This is a genomic window from Nocardia sp. NPDC049220 (assembly GCF_040647855.1).
Lineage (GTDB): Bacteria > Actinomycetota > Actinomycetes > Mycobacteriales > Mycobacteriaceae > Nocardia.
The window spans coordinates 29,613-47,390 of sequence record NZ_JBEZDA010000016.1 but is presented as its reverse complement, the minus strand read 5'-3'; the positions used below and the strand labels follow the sequence as shown (position 1 = coordinate 47,390).

Sequence of the window (17,778 nt, the reverse complement as noted above, 5' to 3'; positions counted from 1 at the left end):
TGCCATAGCACGGTGGCGGCGTCACGGTCATGAGGGGGAAATGCGCTGTGCGACAGTGATCTTCGGCTGATTCGCAGGGCTGCTACGAAAGGATAGCCGGTCCGAGTCGTGCCCGGATTGGGTGGCAGCGGGTGCGGATCGCGTAGTGGCAGCACAGATGCCCCAGATTTCTTGTTGAACCAGCTCAGGAGATTTCGAGCGCAGCACCGCGCGTGGCCCGCGCTGGTGGGATTTGAGTTCGTCGAAGGTGTTCTCAATTTCCCAGCGCTGCGAATACGCCGTCGCCAGGACTGTCGCGTCGGCCTGTTGCGGGTCCAGGATCGTGGTCAGGAGTCGGTGACGGCGGATGCGCTGACGCTCGATATCGGTCATCGACCGGCTCAGATACGACCCATCCGGAAGCTGCTGCACCACATGCAGTTTCAATCCTGACTGCACCCGCCACGACAGGTCGGCGCCGGTGGCGGCGGCTTCACGCTAGAACTCGTGGCTGAAGAACCCGCGGTCGGCGGTGACAAGCATCCCCGGCTCCAGCGTTGCCAGCAGCGGACGGGCCAGGTCGCGTTCGTCATTGGTGACCGCGCCGATCTCGGCGTCGTTGCCAGGAGTGTCGGGCACGTCGAACTGCACCCCGTCCACAGCCATCACTCGCAGCCCGGCCAGCCACGCTCCCGGCGTGCCCTGCCCTGCCCTGCCAACGGCATGGCGATCCGCCGATACAACTCCCGCACCGGTTCTTCTCCCAGGCGGGCGCGTGCCTTGCACAGCGCCGGCGAGGTCGGCACATGCCAGCCATCGTCCCACGAACGCAGCAACCGCAGCCCGTCAACAAGTTTGCGCATCACCTCCTCGTAGGCGTCATCGAAGAACAACGTCATCGCCAACACGAAATACACAACCACCCGCGCCCGGAGCAGCCGCCGGCGCTTCTCCACCCTGCCGGTCGCGACAAGCACCTCGTCGACCAGATCCCGGCTCACCACCCGCGTGAGCACGCCCAACCCGATCCGATCCGTCAGCCGCCCTGCCACCACCTGCGCCACGAACCGGCACCATGCCAGGAAACCAGCTGCTGCACAGCAACTCTCGCGACAGGACCGGACACCACCGCGTCATACCATTCGACCGGCGCAAACACCGTAAATTAATGGCATTTGCACCAAACGCGGGGCGATTCAACTTTGAGAAGCTGACATCCGACCCTCATCTGTCGACTGTGCGGCGCTATGCCCTAGCTGTCGGCGCGAAGATCACTCATCAAGTGGAGCCGGTTGAGCTGCATCCCTTCCTTCGATCGGAGCCGCCCGACGACGAAGCCAACCTGGACGTAACCGTGGCGTGGTCAGATGCGGTCGATGCAGTCGATTGGGGTGTCTCACGTGCGGCAAGGCTCCATCACGTAACCATGGGCAGTGGCCAGAGCGTTCAGGTGGCGGCGGGTGCTACGCGTGGGATGGCCACTGCAACTGCCGTGATCGAGGTTGGTGCTGAGTGAAGCTGACCTTGTGGACGGCGGATTCCGCCCAACCTGATCCCTCTGGCAAGGCGCACGCACTTGGTCTTGGCTGGAGTGTGACAACCACTCCGACTCCTCCAATGGCGTTGGTGGTGTTTGTCGATATCGGGACCGACGAAGAGATCCGTGAAGAGTACTCCCTCAAGGTTCTCCTGGTCGATGACGAGAAGAATCCGGTGAAGCTTGGGCCCGAAGAGAAGCTTGTTCGTTTTCGTGCGCCACTGCAGATGGATAGAGCTCGGGCGCGAGAAGTCAAGGTAGAAGCCGAGCCCGAGTACTCGGCACGAGTTGTTGCCGTCGTGAACATCGCAAACGCGATGCTGCTGAGCCGGGTCGTTATCACTGGATGGTCGGGGTCGAGGGTACGGACGCGGCTGATGTTGCGAGGTTCTTCGTCAAACGCACAGACTCGGATGAAGCCTTAGACACCAGGGCGGTCCCACTCGACGCGTGAGAGAGTCCACCATCGAAATCCGCTGTGATGGGCCCTTGGTTGACGCCTGACCGTCCTGTTCGGCACGGCCGCCGGGAAGAGTCCGGGCCGATCCTCGACTGCCCTCGGGCTTCGTGAGTGGCCCGGCCTTACACGGCATTGCGGTAGGGCAACGGTGCCGTGGCGCTGATCCAGATGCGTCGGAGGAGGAGTTGCTGGTCCCCTTGACCGCAGCGGCCACCACCCCGACAAGAAACACCTTCAGGCGGCACATCTGATGGCGCTCACTGAACTTCCCCACTGACGCTCACCGAAATTCCCCATTTGTCCCGTGTGGCTCCGCCGTGAAGGGCGGGCCTCCTTCGATGCTGGTGGTTACCACACCTGACCGAAGGGGCTCCGAAGGGCCACAACCCCTTCATTATTCGCACAGCACCACGATCTTCTGCCTGACCTACCTCACGCAGCCTCCCGTGTTCGTGGCACACCTTTTTCAGGAACGCAATGTCCTTGTCCTGCTCGATAACTCGCTTCCGCAACAGCAGCAACTCCGCCCTCTCGGCCGGGCTCAACGGCTGCTCACCGTGGACCGCGGCCGCGTCTATCCGGCGGCGTTCATCCTTGACCCATTTCGCGAGCAGGCCCTCGTGCAAACCCAACTCGCGGGTGACCTCGGCGATCGTGCGACCGGAATCGATCACCCGATGCGCCGCCTCGACCCGGTACTCGGCCGTGAACGACCGGCGCTTCCGAGACGATGACATGTCGGACATCCTTCCAGCAGGAACGTGATCCCGCTAATCGGCGTCCACTGGCTTCGAGGGAACCCAGCCGACGGCACGACGGAGCCCTATAGGCGTGAACTTGTCGGACCTGGCCGATAGGTTACGATGCACGGCCCGTATGCGCGTCGGTGCGGCATGTGTACGGCTTTTCTGTCCCGGGCGCTGACTTGATGAGAAGGTGGACTTGATCGACTCCATGACCCCTGCTGCCACCCATGAGCAGAAGATGCTGACCGAGACCGACGCTGGCCCGTTGGTGCATCACCTCGACGAGGGCTACCTCATCGACTTCCTCACCAACGAGCCGGTGAAGGACAACGGTAGAGAGCGGGTGCGGCAGCGGATCTTGCGGGTGCTCTTCCACGAGTATCAGATCGCCCCGGAAAATATGGCGCGCGATTTTCCGGTCAAGGTCGGTTTGGACAGCAGGACCAGAAACAAGAAGATTGATATCGCCGTCTTCGCTCCCGGCACCGAACACACTGAGGCCAACCTGCGCCGTGTGGTCGTGTGCAAGCAGGAGCCCAAGCGCGGCAAGAACGTCGTCAAGCTGCGTGATCTGGACCAGATGAAGTCCGAACAGGCCGAGCTCGAGGCGCTGTTGGGCGCCGAGGACTTCCCCGAGCGGCGCCACGGCATGTGGACCGACAATCTCGACTTCTTCTTCATCGAGAAAGAATCGGGCCGTTTCGGTGCCACCTACCATCAGCGCGCCGACTGGCCGCTGGCCGACGGCACCGTCGGCTCCGGTCAGGTCGCTTCCGCACAGCAGTTGCGTCGTGCCGAGCCGGAGATGCTCAAGGTCACGTTCCAGCGCTGCCACAACTACATTCATGGCAACGAGGGCATGCCGAAGGACGCCGCGTTCTGGCAGTTCCTCTACCTGCTTTTCGCGAAGATGTACGACGAGCGCGCCGCGCGCGACGGCAGCCCCCGGCGCTTCTACACAACGATGACAGAGCCGTACGACGAGCCCGGCCGGGCCGCGATCCGGGCTCGGATCCTCGACCTCTTCGAGGATGTCAAGCAGCAGTACGCCGCCTCTGGGCTCTTTCGCGACCGCGACGAGATCACTCTCTCGGATCGGGCGTTGGCCTTCATTGTCAGCGAGCTGGCGTCCTATGACCTTGGCCGCACCGATATCGATGCCAAGGGACTGGCCTACCAGGAGTTGGTCGGTACGAATCTGCGCGGCGACCGCGGGCAGTACTTCACCCCGCGCCGCGCAGTGAAGCTGATGATCGAGATTCTCGACCCAAAGGAAGACGAGACCGTCCTCGACCCCACGTGCGGCACCGGCGGTTTCCTTCACGCCACCCTGACCCACCTGCACCACAAGATGCAGGACGAGGACGGGACCCTTGGGCTCCCAGACTCGCCCGAACAGAGCGAGCGCTACCGTGACCGGCTGCGCGCCTACGCCGACCGGCACCTCTTCGGCGCCGACTTCGACCCGTTCTTGGTCCGGGCTACGTCAATGAACATCATGACCCTGGCCGACACCCCCGGCAACGTCTTCCACATGGATTCGCTCGCTTTCCCACGGGGACATCTCTCCGGTGTCGCGGAGGCAAGTAAACGGATCCCGCTGGCGAAGGGCAACGCTCCGGGCGTGGTCGACGTGCTGCTGACCAACCCGCCGTTCGGTGCCGATATTCCGGTCAGCGACGAGTCGGTGCTCGGTGACTTCCGCGAAGGCGTGGCGAAGTCGTGGTCGCGCGACAAGGAGACCGGCGAACTGCGTGAGAGCGCGAACCTTCCGGGCTCTCTGGCTCCGGAACAGCTGTTCGTGCAGCGGGCAATCGAGTGGGTCAAGCCCGGCGGGCGGATCGGCATCGTTCTGCCGAACGGCATCCTCTCCAATCCGGGCCCGGCCGACGAGGGCATCCGCCGCTACATCCTGCGGGAGTGCTGGGTCCTGGCCAGCATCGAGCTGCCGGTGGAGGCATTCATCTTCGATGCCAACGTCAACATCCTCACAACGCTGCTCTTCCTCAAACGCAAGACCGACGAAGAGAAGACCGCCGAAGAACTCGGCGACGTGATCTCCTACCCGGTCTTCATGGCAGTCGCGGAGAAGGTCGGCGTCGATCGCCGCGGCAACGATCTCCACAAGCGCGCGCCCAACGGGGACGTCATCACGGAGACCTTCGAAGAGACCGAATACATCACCATCTCCAGCATCCCCCGCACCCGCGTGGTGAAGCGCAGCCGCCCAGTCATCGATAACGACCTGCCGCTAATCGCGAAGAAGTACCGGGAGTTCCGCGCGCACCACCCGATCCCCGGCTTCGACCCGCGCGCCGGTAAGGGAGTCGGAGAGTGAAGGTCACAAGCCTCGACAATCCGGTCAAAGTCGATTGGTTCTTCGAGCAGGGGTGTCGTCTGGACCCGGCTCCGTACCTTTCCGGTGCGCTGGAAGCCCGCAAGCGGCTCGAGGCGCTGCCGAACACGATACGACTCGACAGCGTGACCGCCGGGCACGACGGTGGGATCTTCAACGGCCCGAAGTTCAGCCGGATCTACCTGAACGACCCCGAGCACAGCGTCCCGTTCCTCGGCAGCACCGATATGCTCGAGGCCGACTTCAGCTACCTGCCACGCTTGAGCAAGGGCATTGCTACGAAACTCTCCTATCTCGAGGTCCAGCCGGGGATGTCGCTGATCTCCTGCTCGGGCACCATCGGCCGCATGGCATACGTCCGGCCCGATATGGCCGGATTCTGGTCCTCGCAGCATGTCATCAAGGTGCAGGCCGATCCACACAAGATCCTGTCGGGCTACCTGTATACCTTCCTGCGCAGTCGATTCGGGATCCCGATGATTGTCTCTTCGGCGTACGGCGCGATCATCCAGCACATCGAGCCGCACCATCTCGCCGACCTCCCGGTGCCCCGCTTCGACGCCGGTGCGGAGCAACGCATCCACGACCTCGTCGAGGAAGCTGCTCATCTCCGCGCCGCCTTCCAGGCCGGTCTGAACGCCGCCACCGAGGACTTCTTCCGCAGTGTCGGCTTGCCCGACCTCATCGACCACCGCTGGCACGAACAGGGACCAGACTTGGGGTTCGTCGTCAGCGGCGTCCCTTCGTACACCTTCCGCGCGCTGAACTTCTCGCCGCGCGCTGAGCTTCTGATCCAAAAGCTGAATTCGGTCGAGCACCGCAGTCTTGGACAGATCTGTGGGGACGGTGTACTCAGCCGTGGCATTCGATTCAAGCGGATCGATGCCGACGAGGAGCACGGCGTCCCGCTGATCGGCCAGCGCCAGGCATTCTGGTCACGTCCGGAAGGGCGGCTCATAAGCCGGAGAGCCCTGCCCGCAGAGGTTTTCGCGAACGACGAAGCCATCATGATGGCCGCCCGAGGCACACTTGGCGAACATGAGGTCTATTGCCGCTCGATCATGGTGACTGGAGCATGGCTGAAGAACGCTTACTCGGAGGACTTTCTGCGGATTGAAAGCGGTGACGAGGAGGTCCCGGGTGCGTATATCTTTGCTTTTCTCAGGTCTGAGGTGGCCTTCCGCATTTTCCGGTCACTCAGTACCGGTGGCAAACAGCAGGACATCCACGATGGATTGCGTCGCCAAGTTCCGATCCCGATTGCTCCGGCCGACGATCGTGAGCGTATTGCGGAGACAGTTCGTCGGGCATTTCGCGACCGTTACCGCGCGGATGTGCTAGAAGATGAAGCGCTGGACTTGTTGACGAAAGCGGTTGAGGGGGCGGAGGTCTGATGGCACGGATCGTTCGGATCGGTGAGCCTGCGAACGATCCCGAGCGGCGAGTCATCGCCTACTTGCGCGATCATGGGCCCGACGAGTGGACGGTCCTGCACAACTTCGAGGTGTCCGACGCCCGCGGCAATCTGTTCGAGGTCGACCTTGCCGTAGTGACCGGACACATGGTCTACGTCATCGACGTCAAGGGCACCTTCGGCCGTATCGATGTTCATGGCAGCAGGTGGATGCCAGCCGGGCGCCCGCCGTTTCACAGTCCGTTGCCGAAGCTGCGGGAGAATGCCAAGCGTGTCAAGGCTCTGCTGGAGCAGCACTATCCAGCGCTGACTCGGGTATTCGTGGGCGCAGTCGTTGTGCTTCCGATGAAGGACGCGCGGCTGATCGATCACAACTCCCCGCAGCGGGATGCGGAGGCGACAGTCAACCTTCAGCATCTGATCGCGCTGCTCTCCGACGCCTCCCGAGTGCCTACCGGAGCTTACGCCGTCGATGCCGATATCAGCCGCCACCACAGCAAGATCGTCGAAGCGATCGAAGGGGTGGGCACCGCGCCGTCGGGGCCGCTCCTGTTCGGTAACTGGCAGGTGCTGGATACCCTCAGCGAAACTCAGCACGCCCCCGGCGTCGACGTCGTCGCCGAATACCGTGCCAAGAACGCCAACACCGTTCAAGGCTCCGGCACTGTTCGCCTGGTGGTGCGTCAAGCGGATCTGTACGCCGAGGCCAAGGAGCGGGAAAAGCAGCAGAAGCAGATCGGCGTCGCGTACGAGGCTCTCGGTAAGCTGCCCGCTCATTCCGCTATCGTCGGCGTGCGCGACTTCTTCCCCGATGCCGAGGACCGCGGTTATGTGACGGTTTACGACGATGTACCGGGTTCCGCGTTGCGGATGCATTTGGGGATGGACTCGGCCGAGCCGCTGACCTTCGATCGCAAGTTGCGCATCTTGCAGCAGGTGCTCGACGGGATGGCGCTCATCCAGACCCGTCGGCTCGTCCACCGCGCCTTGAGCCCGGCCACGATCTTGCTCACCAACGACGGACGAGCGATGATCACCGGCTTCGACTACGCCAAGACAGCCCAGCAGCGGGCGCATACCGTCCTGCACGAGGCCCACGCCAGGGCCGACATCGCATACCTGGCTCCCGAGGCGATCGAGAGTCCGGCGAAGATGGGCGCGGAGTCGGATATCTACGCCGTCGGCGTGATCGGATTCGAACTCTTCACCGGGCGCCAGCCGTTCAACTCGATGACCAACCAGGTTCGGGCGCGGGGAGTGCTGCCCGAGCGGGATCTGGTGCAGGCCGATGTGCCGCCACAGCTGCGACATTGGCTGACCCTGCTCTGCGCCACGAATCCAGAAGATCGGCCCGATGCCAAGGAGGCTTTGCGCCGGCTGCAGTTGGCGATCGGGGAGGTACGCCGCCCGAAACGACGCGTCGGAAGCGGTGACGACGGGAATTCTCAGGACTTGCCGTCGAACGCTGTCCGTGAGGCCGACGAGGATCGGCGGCGCGACCCGGAATTCTGGCGGCACCTGGAGCGCGACTACCTCCTGGGCACGAAGTACCTGGTGAAGTCACGGCTGGGCAAACCAGGGGCTTCCGGCGTCGCCTACCGGGTCTATGACTCGATGCGGAATATCGACCGGGTGGTGAAGCTGATACTCAGCGACCCCGCGAATCCGCAGGAGCAGGCTCGCCGTGAGGGCAAGGTCATGGACCGGCTGCGCAGCTCCAGCCACCCTAACGTGGTCGAGATGCTCGACGTCGACCAACTGCCGCCGCCGTATTCGCACCCCTATCTGGTTTTTGAGTACGTCGAAGGCAAGGACCTCGGCGAGGTCATCCGCAGCGGCACGCTGACCGTGTCGGACGTGCTCGGCATCGGTCGTGATGTGGCGGCGGGGCTGGCGCACATTCACTCGCTGGATGTGTGGCACTGCGATATCAAGCCGGGCAACCTGCTGTGGACCGAGGACGGTGTCCGGATCCTCGACTTCGGCATCGCCAAGACCCCCGAGTCCACCCAGGGCCATACCTCCAATACGCCCAGGTACACCCCGCCCGATATCGACCAGGTACCCGCGACGGGCGCCGGTTTTGTCGACCGGGATCTCTATGCGCTCGGCGTGACCCTGTACGAGGCGCTGACCGGCGCGTACCCCTGGCCCGCGAGCACACCACCCCCGGGAATACCGGCCGAAGACCCGCGCACCCGGTTCACGCTGCCGGAGGAGGTACCGGCGAAGCTGGTCAAGACCATCCTGAGGGCGATTGCCCCCGAGCGCGGTGAACGGTTCACCAGCGCCGAGGAGTTTCTCGCAGCGCTCCAAGGGGCCGACGAACCGCCGAAGACAGGCACGGCTGTCGTTTCGGTTCGGGTGAGGAGCGGCGTGGCGGCATCGGTAACTGTGCGCAAGGGATCGGAGCCAGCGACTTCGGGGGAAAACCCGTTCGTTGCCCACCTACAGACCTTCTACAGTCAGAGCCGGCGCAGCAATCGCGGGACCCGCGGGATGGACGCGCACGACTATCGGGTCTACGTACCGACCGCTCTCGACATGGCTCTCGCTCCGGCCGTGTTGAACGGAGCACACGCACTGGTGATCGTCACGGGCAACGCCGGGGACGGTAAGACCGCCTTCCTGGAGCGGCTCACGGCGAACGCTCGGGCCGAGGGCGCGGTCTTCACCGCGGAGCGGCCCAATGGCGCCGAGTTCGAACTGGGCGGTCGTCGTTTCCGCACCAACTTCGACGGCAGCCAGGACGAAGAGGGCATCGCCAGCGACGAGGTCCTCACCGAGTTCTTCACGCCTTTCGAAGGCACCGACGAAATCGGCGCCTTGGACGGCGAGACGCGGTTGATCGCAGTCAACGAGGGCCGCCTGGTCGACTTCCTGTCCCACCACAGCCAGCGGTTCGCGGCGCTCGCCGCAGCGGTCGAGCAAGGGCTTCGTGGCGAGCAGAGTCCGGGTGCGGTCGCCGTGATCAACCTCAACCTCCGGGACGTCACCGTGCGGCCCGCGGACGGTCTCGGCGGAGGTGATGACAGCGACTCCATCCTGGAGCGGATGCTGATTCAGACCAGCACCCCGGACTTCTGGGAAGCCTGTACAGGATGCGCCCTCATCGACTCCTGCTATGCCCGGCGCAATGCGGCGACCATTGCCAACCCGGTGATCGGCCCGCAGGTTCGTGACCGCCTGCGCCGTATCTACGAGATCGCCCAGTTGCGGGGACGGCTGCACATCACTCTCCGGGATCTGCGTTCCGCGCTCGCCTACTCGATCACCTCGGGACGCGATTGCGGCGAAATCCACGAGCTCTACAACGGGTCGGACCGTGCCAAGATTCTGGAAGCGCACTATTTCAACGCTTACCGCGGAGGCGCGGCCGAGGTCGAGCGGGACCGGCTGCTCGTGCAGTTGCGTGAGGTCGATGTCGCCGCGGTGCCGCAGCCAGTACTGGACCGGCGATTGGCGGCCGAAGGGTTGTTGGAACACCAACTGATCACTCCGGGAGACCGGCGCAACCCCGATCGCGCCCTGCTCGATGAGGTCTACGCCGAGATCAACGAGGATCCTGCGAACACAGCGGCAACAACCGACTATGTGGCTGCGGCTCGGCGCTTGATGTACTTCGAGATGCGCGATCCCGATGTGGCGACGAAGATGCTGCCGTACGCCTCGGCCCGGAGCTTCCTGGAGCATCTCGACCGGACTAAGCCCCAGGTCGAGGACGTCTTGCGAGCGTTGAACCGCAACGAGGGAGTGATCTCGCCCGATATCGCCGACGGCGGGCTGGTGATCCGGGTCCGTGACGTCGTCGGCGGCACAGTGCGCAGTCTTCGCCGCTTTCCCAAAGACGGCTTCGCTGTGGGACGGGTCGGCACCGACGCGCACCGGTACCTGGAGACCAGGCCGAGCGCGCTGCGGCTGACCTACACCGACCGGAGTCGTGCTGGGGCCGCGCCGGCGGAACTGCGCATCGGGCTGGACCTGTTCGAACTGCTCGAGCGGTTCCGGCGCGGCTATCAGGCAAGCGTCGACGACAACCAGGGGTATGCGCTGGCCCTGACCGTTTTCAAGAACCAGCTCGCGGCTGTGCCGTATCAAGACGTGCTGCTCACGGTAGATGGTGCGTTGATGCACACCGTGCGCCGAACCGGCGACGGCGTCCTGCACCTGGTCTCGCAGACCGCGGCCATACCGGAGACCGAGGAGTCGGAATGGCGCTAGATAGCAAGGATCGGGCTTTCCGGTGCGACTCGATCAGCCGGATCGACTACAAGACCCTCACGATGGACCGGGTCCTCACCGCGTTCCTCGCCCGGTTGTGGCACGACGGGGTGCCGAGCCGGATGAGCCGGGCGGTCGACCTCACCGTCGAGGACTACCTCTCGCTCCTGCTGGATCCGGATGCGCCGTTCGAGGGGTTCGCCGACAACGAGGACATCAGTCGGCGGTGGATTGGCACGCACTTGCTCGATTTGGTCAGTCGAGGTCGGGTCATCGAGGCGGTCGCCGGGCCGCGGCCACTGCACGGCTTCGCCTACCGGTTGCGCAATAGCCGCCACTCCCGCCCCTATGGCGCGGACGAGCAGCTCTACGAGATGCTGGCGGTCAAGCCGCTAGCGGTTCGGAGGCTCAAAGATTTCTTCTTCTCCGATATCGGGGCCGACGGGAAAGTGATCCCGGGACCCGATATCGACGTGGAGTCGCAGGCGCTGCTGAGCATGGTGTCGATGACCGAGAAGAAGGCCCAGGACCGGCCCGACGGCTCCACGCGCAAGCCGCTGGTGCCATTGTGCAAGCAGCCAGCCGAGTCCATGGCCGATGATGTGCTCCGGCTGTTGCTGCACCGCGACTTCATGCCGCGCACTGTGCTGGTCGAGCACCTCAAGGTCTTGCTCTCCTTCCATCTCGCGCTCTATCACCTGCGAATGATCAAATTGGTCCCGGCTGCCGTGCGCACCGATGCCGTGGATTCGTCCTGCACTCGCGGCCACCGGCCCGGGGAGTGCTGCCCGTATGCGGTGAATCTGTTCGTCGATGTGGTCGGGGTCGATAACGGTGCCCCCGCGCCGTACGCGGCCAAGAGCGCCGAGATCTGGTACGGCAGGCTGCCGCAGTTCGTCCGTGGCACCTTTGCCGTCCAGAAACTGGTCGATTTCGCCGGAGACCTGGCCAAACATGGGAAGCTGCCCAAAGCAGGAGGTCGGAACGACCTGTCGGCGGTTGAAGCGATTGCACTGTTGGCGGACAAGCACAAGAAGGACCGCGAGGCGTTCTTCGACATGCGAGTGCGCCGTATCCTCGACGATGAAGAGGAGCCGCTCGCGCCGGAATTGCAGACAATCGTGGATCTCGGCCTGAGCCGCTTCGAGACCTACCTGGAGCTGATCATGCACTACCGCGGTGCGTTCCAGCGGAAGTATCTGGTCGAATGTCTGGACTCGCTCCTGATGAAGAATCGTCCTGGCCAGATGGTTGCTCAGCCGAAAGCCGCCGTACGCCGGTTCGTGCTCGACTCGCGGCTGCTGGAGGTGCTCTTACAGGTAGCGCTCGTGGAGCAGGACGAGACCGGGCGGATGCGGACCCGGCCGCGGCGCGTCGATGAGGTCCTGGACCTGCTCCGGGACCGGTACGGGCTGCACATCGACCGACTGCCGAGCGAGGACGGTTTCGCCGGCGCCGACGTGCCGGACCAGGCGGCGTTGCGAGCGAACTCCGCGGCGTTCATCGACCGGCTCCGGGAGATCGGCTACTACCGCGACTTGTCCGACGCGTACCTGACCCAGACCATTACACCGCGCTTCACCATCCGTGCCGACAGCCACGGGGCGGAGAGGAGCTCACGATGACCGCGACGATGGTCGGGCTGGTCGAGCCCGCGCCCGCTGATGTACGCAGTGCGTTGGAGGAAGTCCTGGTACCACGCCTGCTGGGTCTGCTCACCGCCCGGCAAGCTGGTCACTGCATGCGGGTCACCGAACTCGAAACCGACCTTGCGTTTCGCCTGGTCCAACGGCTCCGGACGGCTACGCTGCCGGGTACCGTGGTGTGTCTGCTGGCAGCCGATGAGCAGGTCCGCGAGGGCACCACCGGATCCTTGGTGAGCAGCACCAAGTTGGTCGAGCTGCGGAACCGCCCGATCGAGGAGACAACCGGCCCCCTGCTGGTCTTCGTGCCACCGGGCTTGCGAGCCAGCGCCGAGGATTCCTTCGGGGTGGCCACATTCGAAGAGGTCGCCCTCGGCGACGCCTATCGGATGCTGCGCGAGGAGCTGCTGGCCAAGGTGCCGGCCGCCCTGCGCGACGGCATCGACCGTCTGCGCGAGACCCTCGCGCAGAAGAACGACGGCCGTGGCAATGACCGTGCCTGGGCCCACTACCTGCTGACCATCGCGGCCAATGACTACGAGCCCGATGCCGCCGGTGCGGCCGTCTACCAATTCGGGCTGGTGCCCGACCTCGGCTTATTCGCCTCGGGCGCCGATGTGGCAAGTCGTATCGGCCACAACCGAACACACGTCGACGAGCTCGGTCGCATCGAACTCGACGAGCGCCAACGTGTGATCGGCCTTGGGCTGTCCGACTCCACTTTCATTGCGAAGCTCGCCGGCTTCGCCGGGCGGATCGGGCTGGAGGATCGCAATGCGTGGACCCGACGGGTCATCACCGATCGGGAGAACCGGGAGCTCACTTTCGACAAGTGGCCGGCGCCCCGCAGTCGCGAAGTCTCCGTCGGCATCGATGTACACACCCTCGACCTGCCCAGGGTCGGCGACCACGCCGAACACCTTGAGCGGTATCCCGCGCTCAAGTCCCTGGCCGGCCAGCCCTATCTGATCACCGGTACCAACGGCACGAAGAACCTGGCCGCCAAGTTCAAGGTCGACACCCCACTGACCCCGACCGACGGACTGCTCAAACTCAGAGCCGAGATCGTGTCCGAGGACGGCGGCCCCACCGGGCGCGCGGTGTCGGTCGCTGCCGGAGCGAAGCCGAAGAGCGACTACAAGGCGACCGTACGGAACTTGCACAAGGCCGACCTCGACGAAGGCTGGCATGTTCTGTCGGTCACTCCGGTCGCCGATGCCGACCGCCCGGTCGTGGTGAAGTCGGGAACCGGCCGGAGCGAGGCGTTCTTCGTGGTCCGTGCCGACGAGGACGAAGAGCCGCCGGAAAACAAGGCGACCCGATACGAGAGCGTGCTGCACGCGGTGGAACACGCCGCGTTCGCCCGGTGTGTCGATGGCAAGTCGGCGCGTGATCTGAAGCCGGGAGAGACCGCCTGGTCGACACCAGCCAAGGGCAGCCTCCATGTCGCCGCCAGTGTGCGCATCGAAGGCGCCGGCAATATCGAAGTCCGTCTCTCGGAGCGGTTGACCGACATCGAACGCAAGACTCTGCTGGCACCGGCTGAAATCGGGCTGTGGCAGTTACCCATCAACCAGGACGGCTCCCTGCCCGAGCCGCGGCGCGACGAGACCGAGTGGGTGTCCGGACTCGGGCCGGAGGCTGAGCGCGCATTCGGGGCAATGCTCTCGACCCGCAGCCGGCTTTTCGCCGATGTGCTCGGCGTCGTCGGCGACGACCACCCGGGTGAGGTCGTCGAGACAGCCGATCTGGCCGCTATGCGTACCCAGATCACCGAGTACGCCGCCGCTTTCCAGCAGACGATGAACGCTCAGTCGACGTATGTGCAACACGCTGACTCAGCACAGAAGGCAACGGCACTGCGCGCGCTGGCGGGGCTGCAGCAACTCGATGCGGTCGCGATCACCTACATCGACGGCCTGGGAGCACTGCACCGGCTGCTCCTGGTGGGGCCGACGCATCCGCTGCGGCTGCTGTGGCTTTCGGAGTGGGCCGCACTCGGCGCACAGTGGCGCGCCGATCTGAACGGCCGGACGAAGGAGTCCGCGGTGAATGCTCGGACGTCGTTCTTCGAGCGGCTGGACTCACTCGGCTTCCCTTTCGCGGTGCCGCGTCAGGATGGTCGGCTACTGGCCACCGCCGACAACCTGACGTCGTTCTGGGCAGCGTACGCTCCCAGCGGCGTCGAGGACTCCCACGGGCTCGTCGGCAAGATCGCCGACGCGCTCGGCATACCGGCCCCCGCGCGGGGGACTGTCGCCGACTCGACCAGTGGGATTGTTGCCGACCGGGTCGAGCGTTATGTGCGCCAGCACCCTTATGTCCGAACGCTCGTCATCAACATCGTCAACCCGGGCGAGGCCGCCCTGATCGTCGAGGTTCTGCTCGAGCTCCAACGACGGCCCGACACCAAGCACCTCAACTATGACCTGCGTCTGTGCACCGACCAGACCGAGATGCCGGGAATCGGCGACGAGCTGGCCGAGCTCACCCGCTTGGACAGCCGGTTCAACAGTGCCGAGGCCGAAGCGTTCGGGGCACGGCAAGCACGCGGCGTGCCGAAGCTGGCCTACTCGGTGCGCTCGCTGAGCGAGTTCGCGGACAACCCGGAAGAGTTCGAGGCACACCTGACCATCCTTATTGATGCCTTCGCCGGAGAAGAGCACGACACCACCCGGATGCACCAGGTCGAACAGGCGCCGGCGCAGGGACTCGTCCAGCAGGCGACCACTCTGTTCCACATCGATGACGAGGGCGCCGGGGTCACCTGGCGCAAGACGCCGCTGTTCGCGTCGGCCGTCCGCGGGACCGGGGATGCCGGAGAGCTCCTGGTCGGGCTTCCCCGTGACCTGGCGCTCTCGGCCGCGGCCGTCGCGACCAAAGCCTTCGACCGCGTGCCCACGACGACCCTTACCCTCGATGCCGTGCAGCGCTCGCTGCTGCACCAGGCACACGACACCAGCGACTGGGTCATCATCATCGACCGGACTCTCGGTCTCGAGTACTTCGACCGCGCCGACGACCGCGGATCAAATGACTACGTCATCGATTACGTCGCCGGCCGAACAGGACTCGGTCGCCAGGTGCTGGTCAGCTCGCGGAAAGTTGATGAACTGCGAAGCCTGCTCGCCCCGGTCGTCGGTGACCACGGTATCAAGGTCGACGACCGGCATCTGCAGACCTTCTTCGAACAGCTCCGGTTGTTGTCGGGAAGCTTGGCGTTCAAACTGGCGTCTGCTGCACGCAACCAGCGTTCCGAAGTGCTCGGGCTCGCGCTGGCGCGCATCTATCTGGAAGGGCAGCGCGTGCTCGGCGACCAGATCGTCGTGCCGCTCGACTCCCACCACGAGCTGTATGCCGAGACCCGTCGCGCGGCGTCCGCGGCCCGGTCGTTGCGACGTACGGACCTTGCCTTGTTCAGCTTCGACGCGCACAGCCGGACGATCACCTGCCGGCTGATCGAGGTCAAGGCATACTCGACCATCCCCGACCCCGCCGCGTACGAGCGGTTGCAGGAGCAGATCAGCGAACAGATCGCCACCTCTGAGAAAGTGCTCAGGGAACAGTTCGATCCTGGTCTCACCGATCCCGATCGTGTGGACAGAACGGTGAAGAACCTGGAACTGGTTGCCCTCCTACGCTTCTACCTGGAGCGGGCCGAGCGCTATCGAATGGTCGACCGCTCGGTCGGGAGCCATGCCCGGCGACTGATGGAAACACTCGACGACGGGTTCACCCTGAAGTTCGAGCGCGCGGGGCTCGTCTTCGACTTGTCCGGTAGCAGCAGCGATCCGGAGGAGATCGGCGGGGTCGAATTCCATCACATCGGGCGCGACGAGATCGACGAACTGCTCGGGTCCGTGCCGACCGAGCCGAACCGGCCGGGCGATGCGACCGAACCCCACTCGATAACGATCCCGGCGCTGACCCGCACTCGCCGTACCGACGCGGCCTTCCGGGCACCGACCCTCGAACCCCTGGTAGAAGACGAACCCGAGCCGCCGACCTCCTCGCCGATCGCCCCGCCCGCCGCGGAACCGTCCGTGCAAACCGGCTATTCCGCTGCGGAGCCGGCTGTGTTCCAGGCCAAGGAGGCCGAGCCGCAGTATCGGTCCGAGCCGTCGCCGGAACCTCAACCCGTGGGCGCCGAGGAGGGCGAGGTGGACCCGTCAGACGTTGACAACGCCGACACGCCCGCTGCGGTCGATCGAGTACCGCCAGCACCTGACATCCTTGTCGGTGTCGCAGACGACACGCCACAATGGGCGTTGTTGGGTGACGTGCCCGGGGGCCGCAAGACTGCGCTCGACCTCAACGAGACACATACACTCAGCCTGTTCGGCGTCCAGGGAGGAGGGAAGAGCTATACCCTCGGCTCCATTATCGAAGGAGCCACCCTTCCCGCTCCGGGGATCAACCACCTGCCACACCCGCTCGCGACAATCGTCTTCCACTACAGCAGCACTCAGGACTACGCCCCCGAATTCACCTCGATGATCGTCGCCAACGATCACGACGGCCAGATTGGTCGGCTGCGGGAGCGTTACGGTGCCGAACCGGCTGGGCTGGAGGATGTCCTGCTGCTCACCCCCACCGATCAGCTCGAGGCGCGCCGACGCGAGTTTCCAGGCATCGATGTCCAGCCGCTGCTTTTCGGGTCGGGCGAACTGCAGATCAACCACTGGAGGTTCCTGCTCGGCGCTGTCGGAAACCAGTCGATGTACCTCCGCCAGCTCACTCAAATATTCCGGACTCACCGCTCCGATCTGAGCCTTGACACGATCCGAAACGCGGTCGCCTCCTCGGCCATGGCCGATAATATGAAAGACCTTGTCCGGCAGCGCCTCGACCTTGCCGAGCCCTACATCGATGACTCCGTGCATATCTCCGATTACGTACGCCCTGGACGACTCATCATCGTCGACCTCCGCGACGAGCTCATCGAGAAGGACGAGAGCCTGGGTCTCTTCGTCGTGCTCATGCAACTTTTCGCCCAGGCCACCGATGACGGCGGGCACTTCAATAAGCTGGTCGTCTTCGACGAGGCCCACAAGTACATCGGCAGCCCAGAACTTGTCGATGTGCTTGTCGAGTCCGTCCGCGAGATGCGCCACAAAGGGATGAGCATCCTTGTGGCCAGCCAGGATCCGTCGTCGGTGCCCACGTCGCTCATCGAGCTCTCCGATGTCGTCATCATGCACAAGATGACCTCGCCCGCCTGGCTGAAGCACATCCAGAAGGCCAACGCCGCGCTCAAAACTCTCCGACCGGAACAGCTTGCCAGCCTCCGGCCCGGCGAGGCGTACCTGTGGGCGGGGAAGGCGACTGACCGGTCGTTGACCCATGGCGCGGTCCGTGTCGCCCTTCGCCCGCGCGTGACTCGACATGGTGGCGCCACAAGGACAGCGCATGGGTGAGTGAC

At 64.5% G+C, this 17,778-nt stretch carries 8 protein-coding genes and 1 pseudogene; 7 read left to right on the top strand and 2 right to left on the bottom strand.

Annotated features, from left to right (window positions below):
* Positions 1-27: 27 nt before the first annotated feature.
* A pseudogene (locus AB0C34_RS25990) lies at positions 28-1,061 on the bottom strand (IS4 family transposase).
* Positions 1,062-1,147: 86 nt separating this feature from the next.
* Between AB0C34_RS25990 and AB0C34_RS25985 the strand changes: the two are divergent.
* Both AB0C34_RS25985 and AB0C34_RS25980 read left to right on the top strand, forming a co-directional pair.
* A complete protein-coding gene (locus tag AB0C34_RS25985; RefSeq protein WP_357078138.1) occupies positions 1,148-1,495 on the top strand; it encodes a hypothetical protein in 348 nt (115 codons plus the stop codon).
* The gene (locus AB0C34_RS25980; RefSeq protein ID WP_357078135.1) at positions 1,492-1,941 is read left to right on the top strand and encodes a hypothetical protein; all 450 of its coding nucleotides are present in this window, start codon (positions 1,492-1,494) and stop codon (positions 1,939-1,941) included. The genes AB0C34_RS25985 and AB0C34_RS25980 overlap by 4 nt, the downstream gene beginning before the upstream one ends.
* A gap of 292 nt (positions 1,942-2,233) precedes the next feature.
* On the opposite strand, the gene AB0C34_RS25975 is transcribed toward AB0C34_RS25980, so the two are convergent.
* Positions 2,234-2,713 (bottom strand): transposase, encoded by a 480-nt coding sequence (locus AB0C34_RS25975; RefSeq protein ID WP_357078132.1) that lies wholly within the window; start codon positions 2,711-2,713, stop codon positions 2,234-2,236.
* A gap of 199 nt (positions 2,714-2,912) precedes the next feature.
* Here AB0C34_RS25975 and AB0C34_RS25970 point away from each other — a divergent pair, with 199 nt between their 5' ends.
* From AB0C34_RS25970 to AB0C34_RS25950, 5 genes are read left to right on the top strand one after another with little or no spacing between them, the layout of a single operon-like run.
* Entirely contained in the window at positions 2,913-5,060 is a 2,148-nt protein-coding gene (locus AB0C34_RS25970; protein WP_357078129.1) for an N-6 DNA methylase, read from the top strand.
* Positions 5,057-6,472 carry a hypothetical protein gene (locus AB0C34_RS25965; RefSeq protein WP_357078126.1) on the top strand — a complete coding sequence of 472 codons (1,416 nt, stop codon included), beginning with the start codon at positions 5,057-5,059 and terminating at the stop codon, positions 6,470-6,472. The genes AB0C34_RS25970 and AB0C34_RS25965 overlap by 4 nt, the downstream gene beginning before the upstream one ends.
* Complete coding sequence (locus tag AB0C34_RS25960) at positions 6,472-10,713, top strand: protein kinase (RefSeq protein WP_357078123.1); 4,242 nt, start codon at positions 6,472-6,474, stop codon at positions 10,711-10,713. Before AB0C34_RS25965 ends, AB0C34_RS25960 begins: the two co-directional genes overlap by 1 nt.
* Positions 10,704-12,338: a hypothetical protein gene (locus tag AB0C34_RS25955; RefSeq protein WP_357078121.1), complete on the top strand. Its 1,635-nt coding sequence runs from the start codon at positions 10,704-10,706 to the stop codon at positions 12,336-12,338. The genes AB0C34_RS25960 and AB0C34_RS25955 overlap by 10 nt, the downstream gene beginning before the upstream one ends.
* Positions 12,335-17,773: a hypothetical protein gene (locus AB0C34_RS25950; RefSeq protein ID WP_357078118.1), complete on the top strand. Its 5,439-nt coding sequence runs from the start codon at positions 12,335-12,337 to the stop codon at positions 17,771-17,773. Before AB0C34_RS25955 ends, AB0C34_RS25950 begins: the two co-directional genes overlap by 4 nt.
* Positions 17,774-17,778: the final 5 nt, after the last annotated feature.

Excerpts from the sequence above, each read along its gene's own strand:
- AB0C34_RS25985 (WP_357078138.1), top strand. The coding sequence starts at position 1,148 with ATGGCATTTGCACCAAACGCGGGGCGATTCAACTTTGAGAAGCTGACA.
- AB0C34_RS25975 (WP_357078132.1), bottom strand. The coding sequence starts at position 2,713 with ATGTCATCGTCTCGGAAGCGCCGGTCGTTCACGGCCGAGTACCGGGTC.
- AB0C34_RS25960 (WP_357078123.1), top strand. The coding sequence starts at position 6,472 with ATGGCACGGATCGTTCGGATCGGTGAGCCTGCGAACGATCCCGAGCGG.
- AB0C34_RS25955 (WP_357078121.1), top strand. The coding sequence starts at position 10,704 with ATGGCGCTAGATAGCAAGGATCGGGCTTTCCGGTGCGACTCGATCAGC.
- AB0C34_RS25950 (WP_357078118.1), top strand. The coding sequence starts at position 12,335 with ATGACCGCGACGATGGTCGGGCTGGTCGAGCCCGCGCCCGCTGATGTA.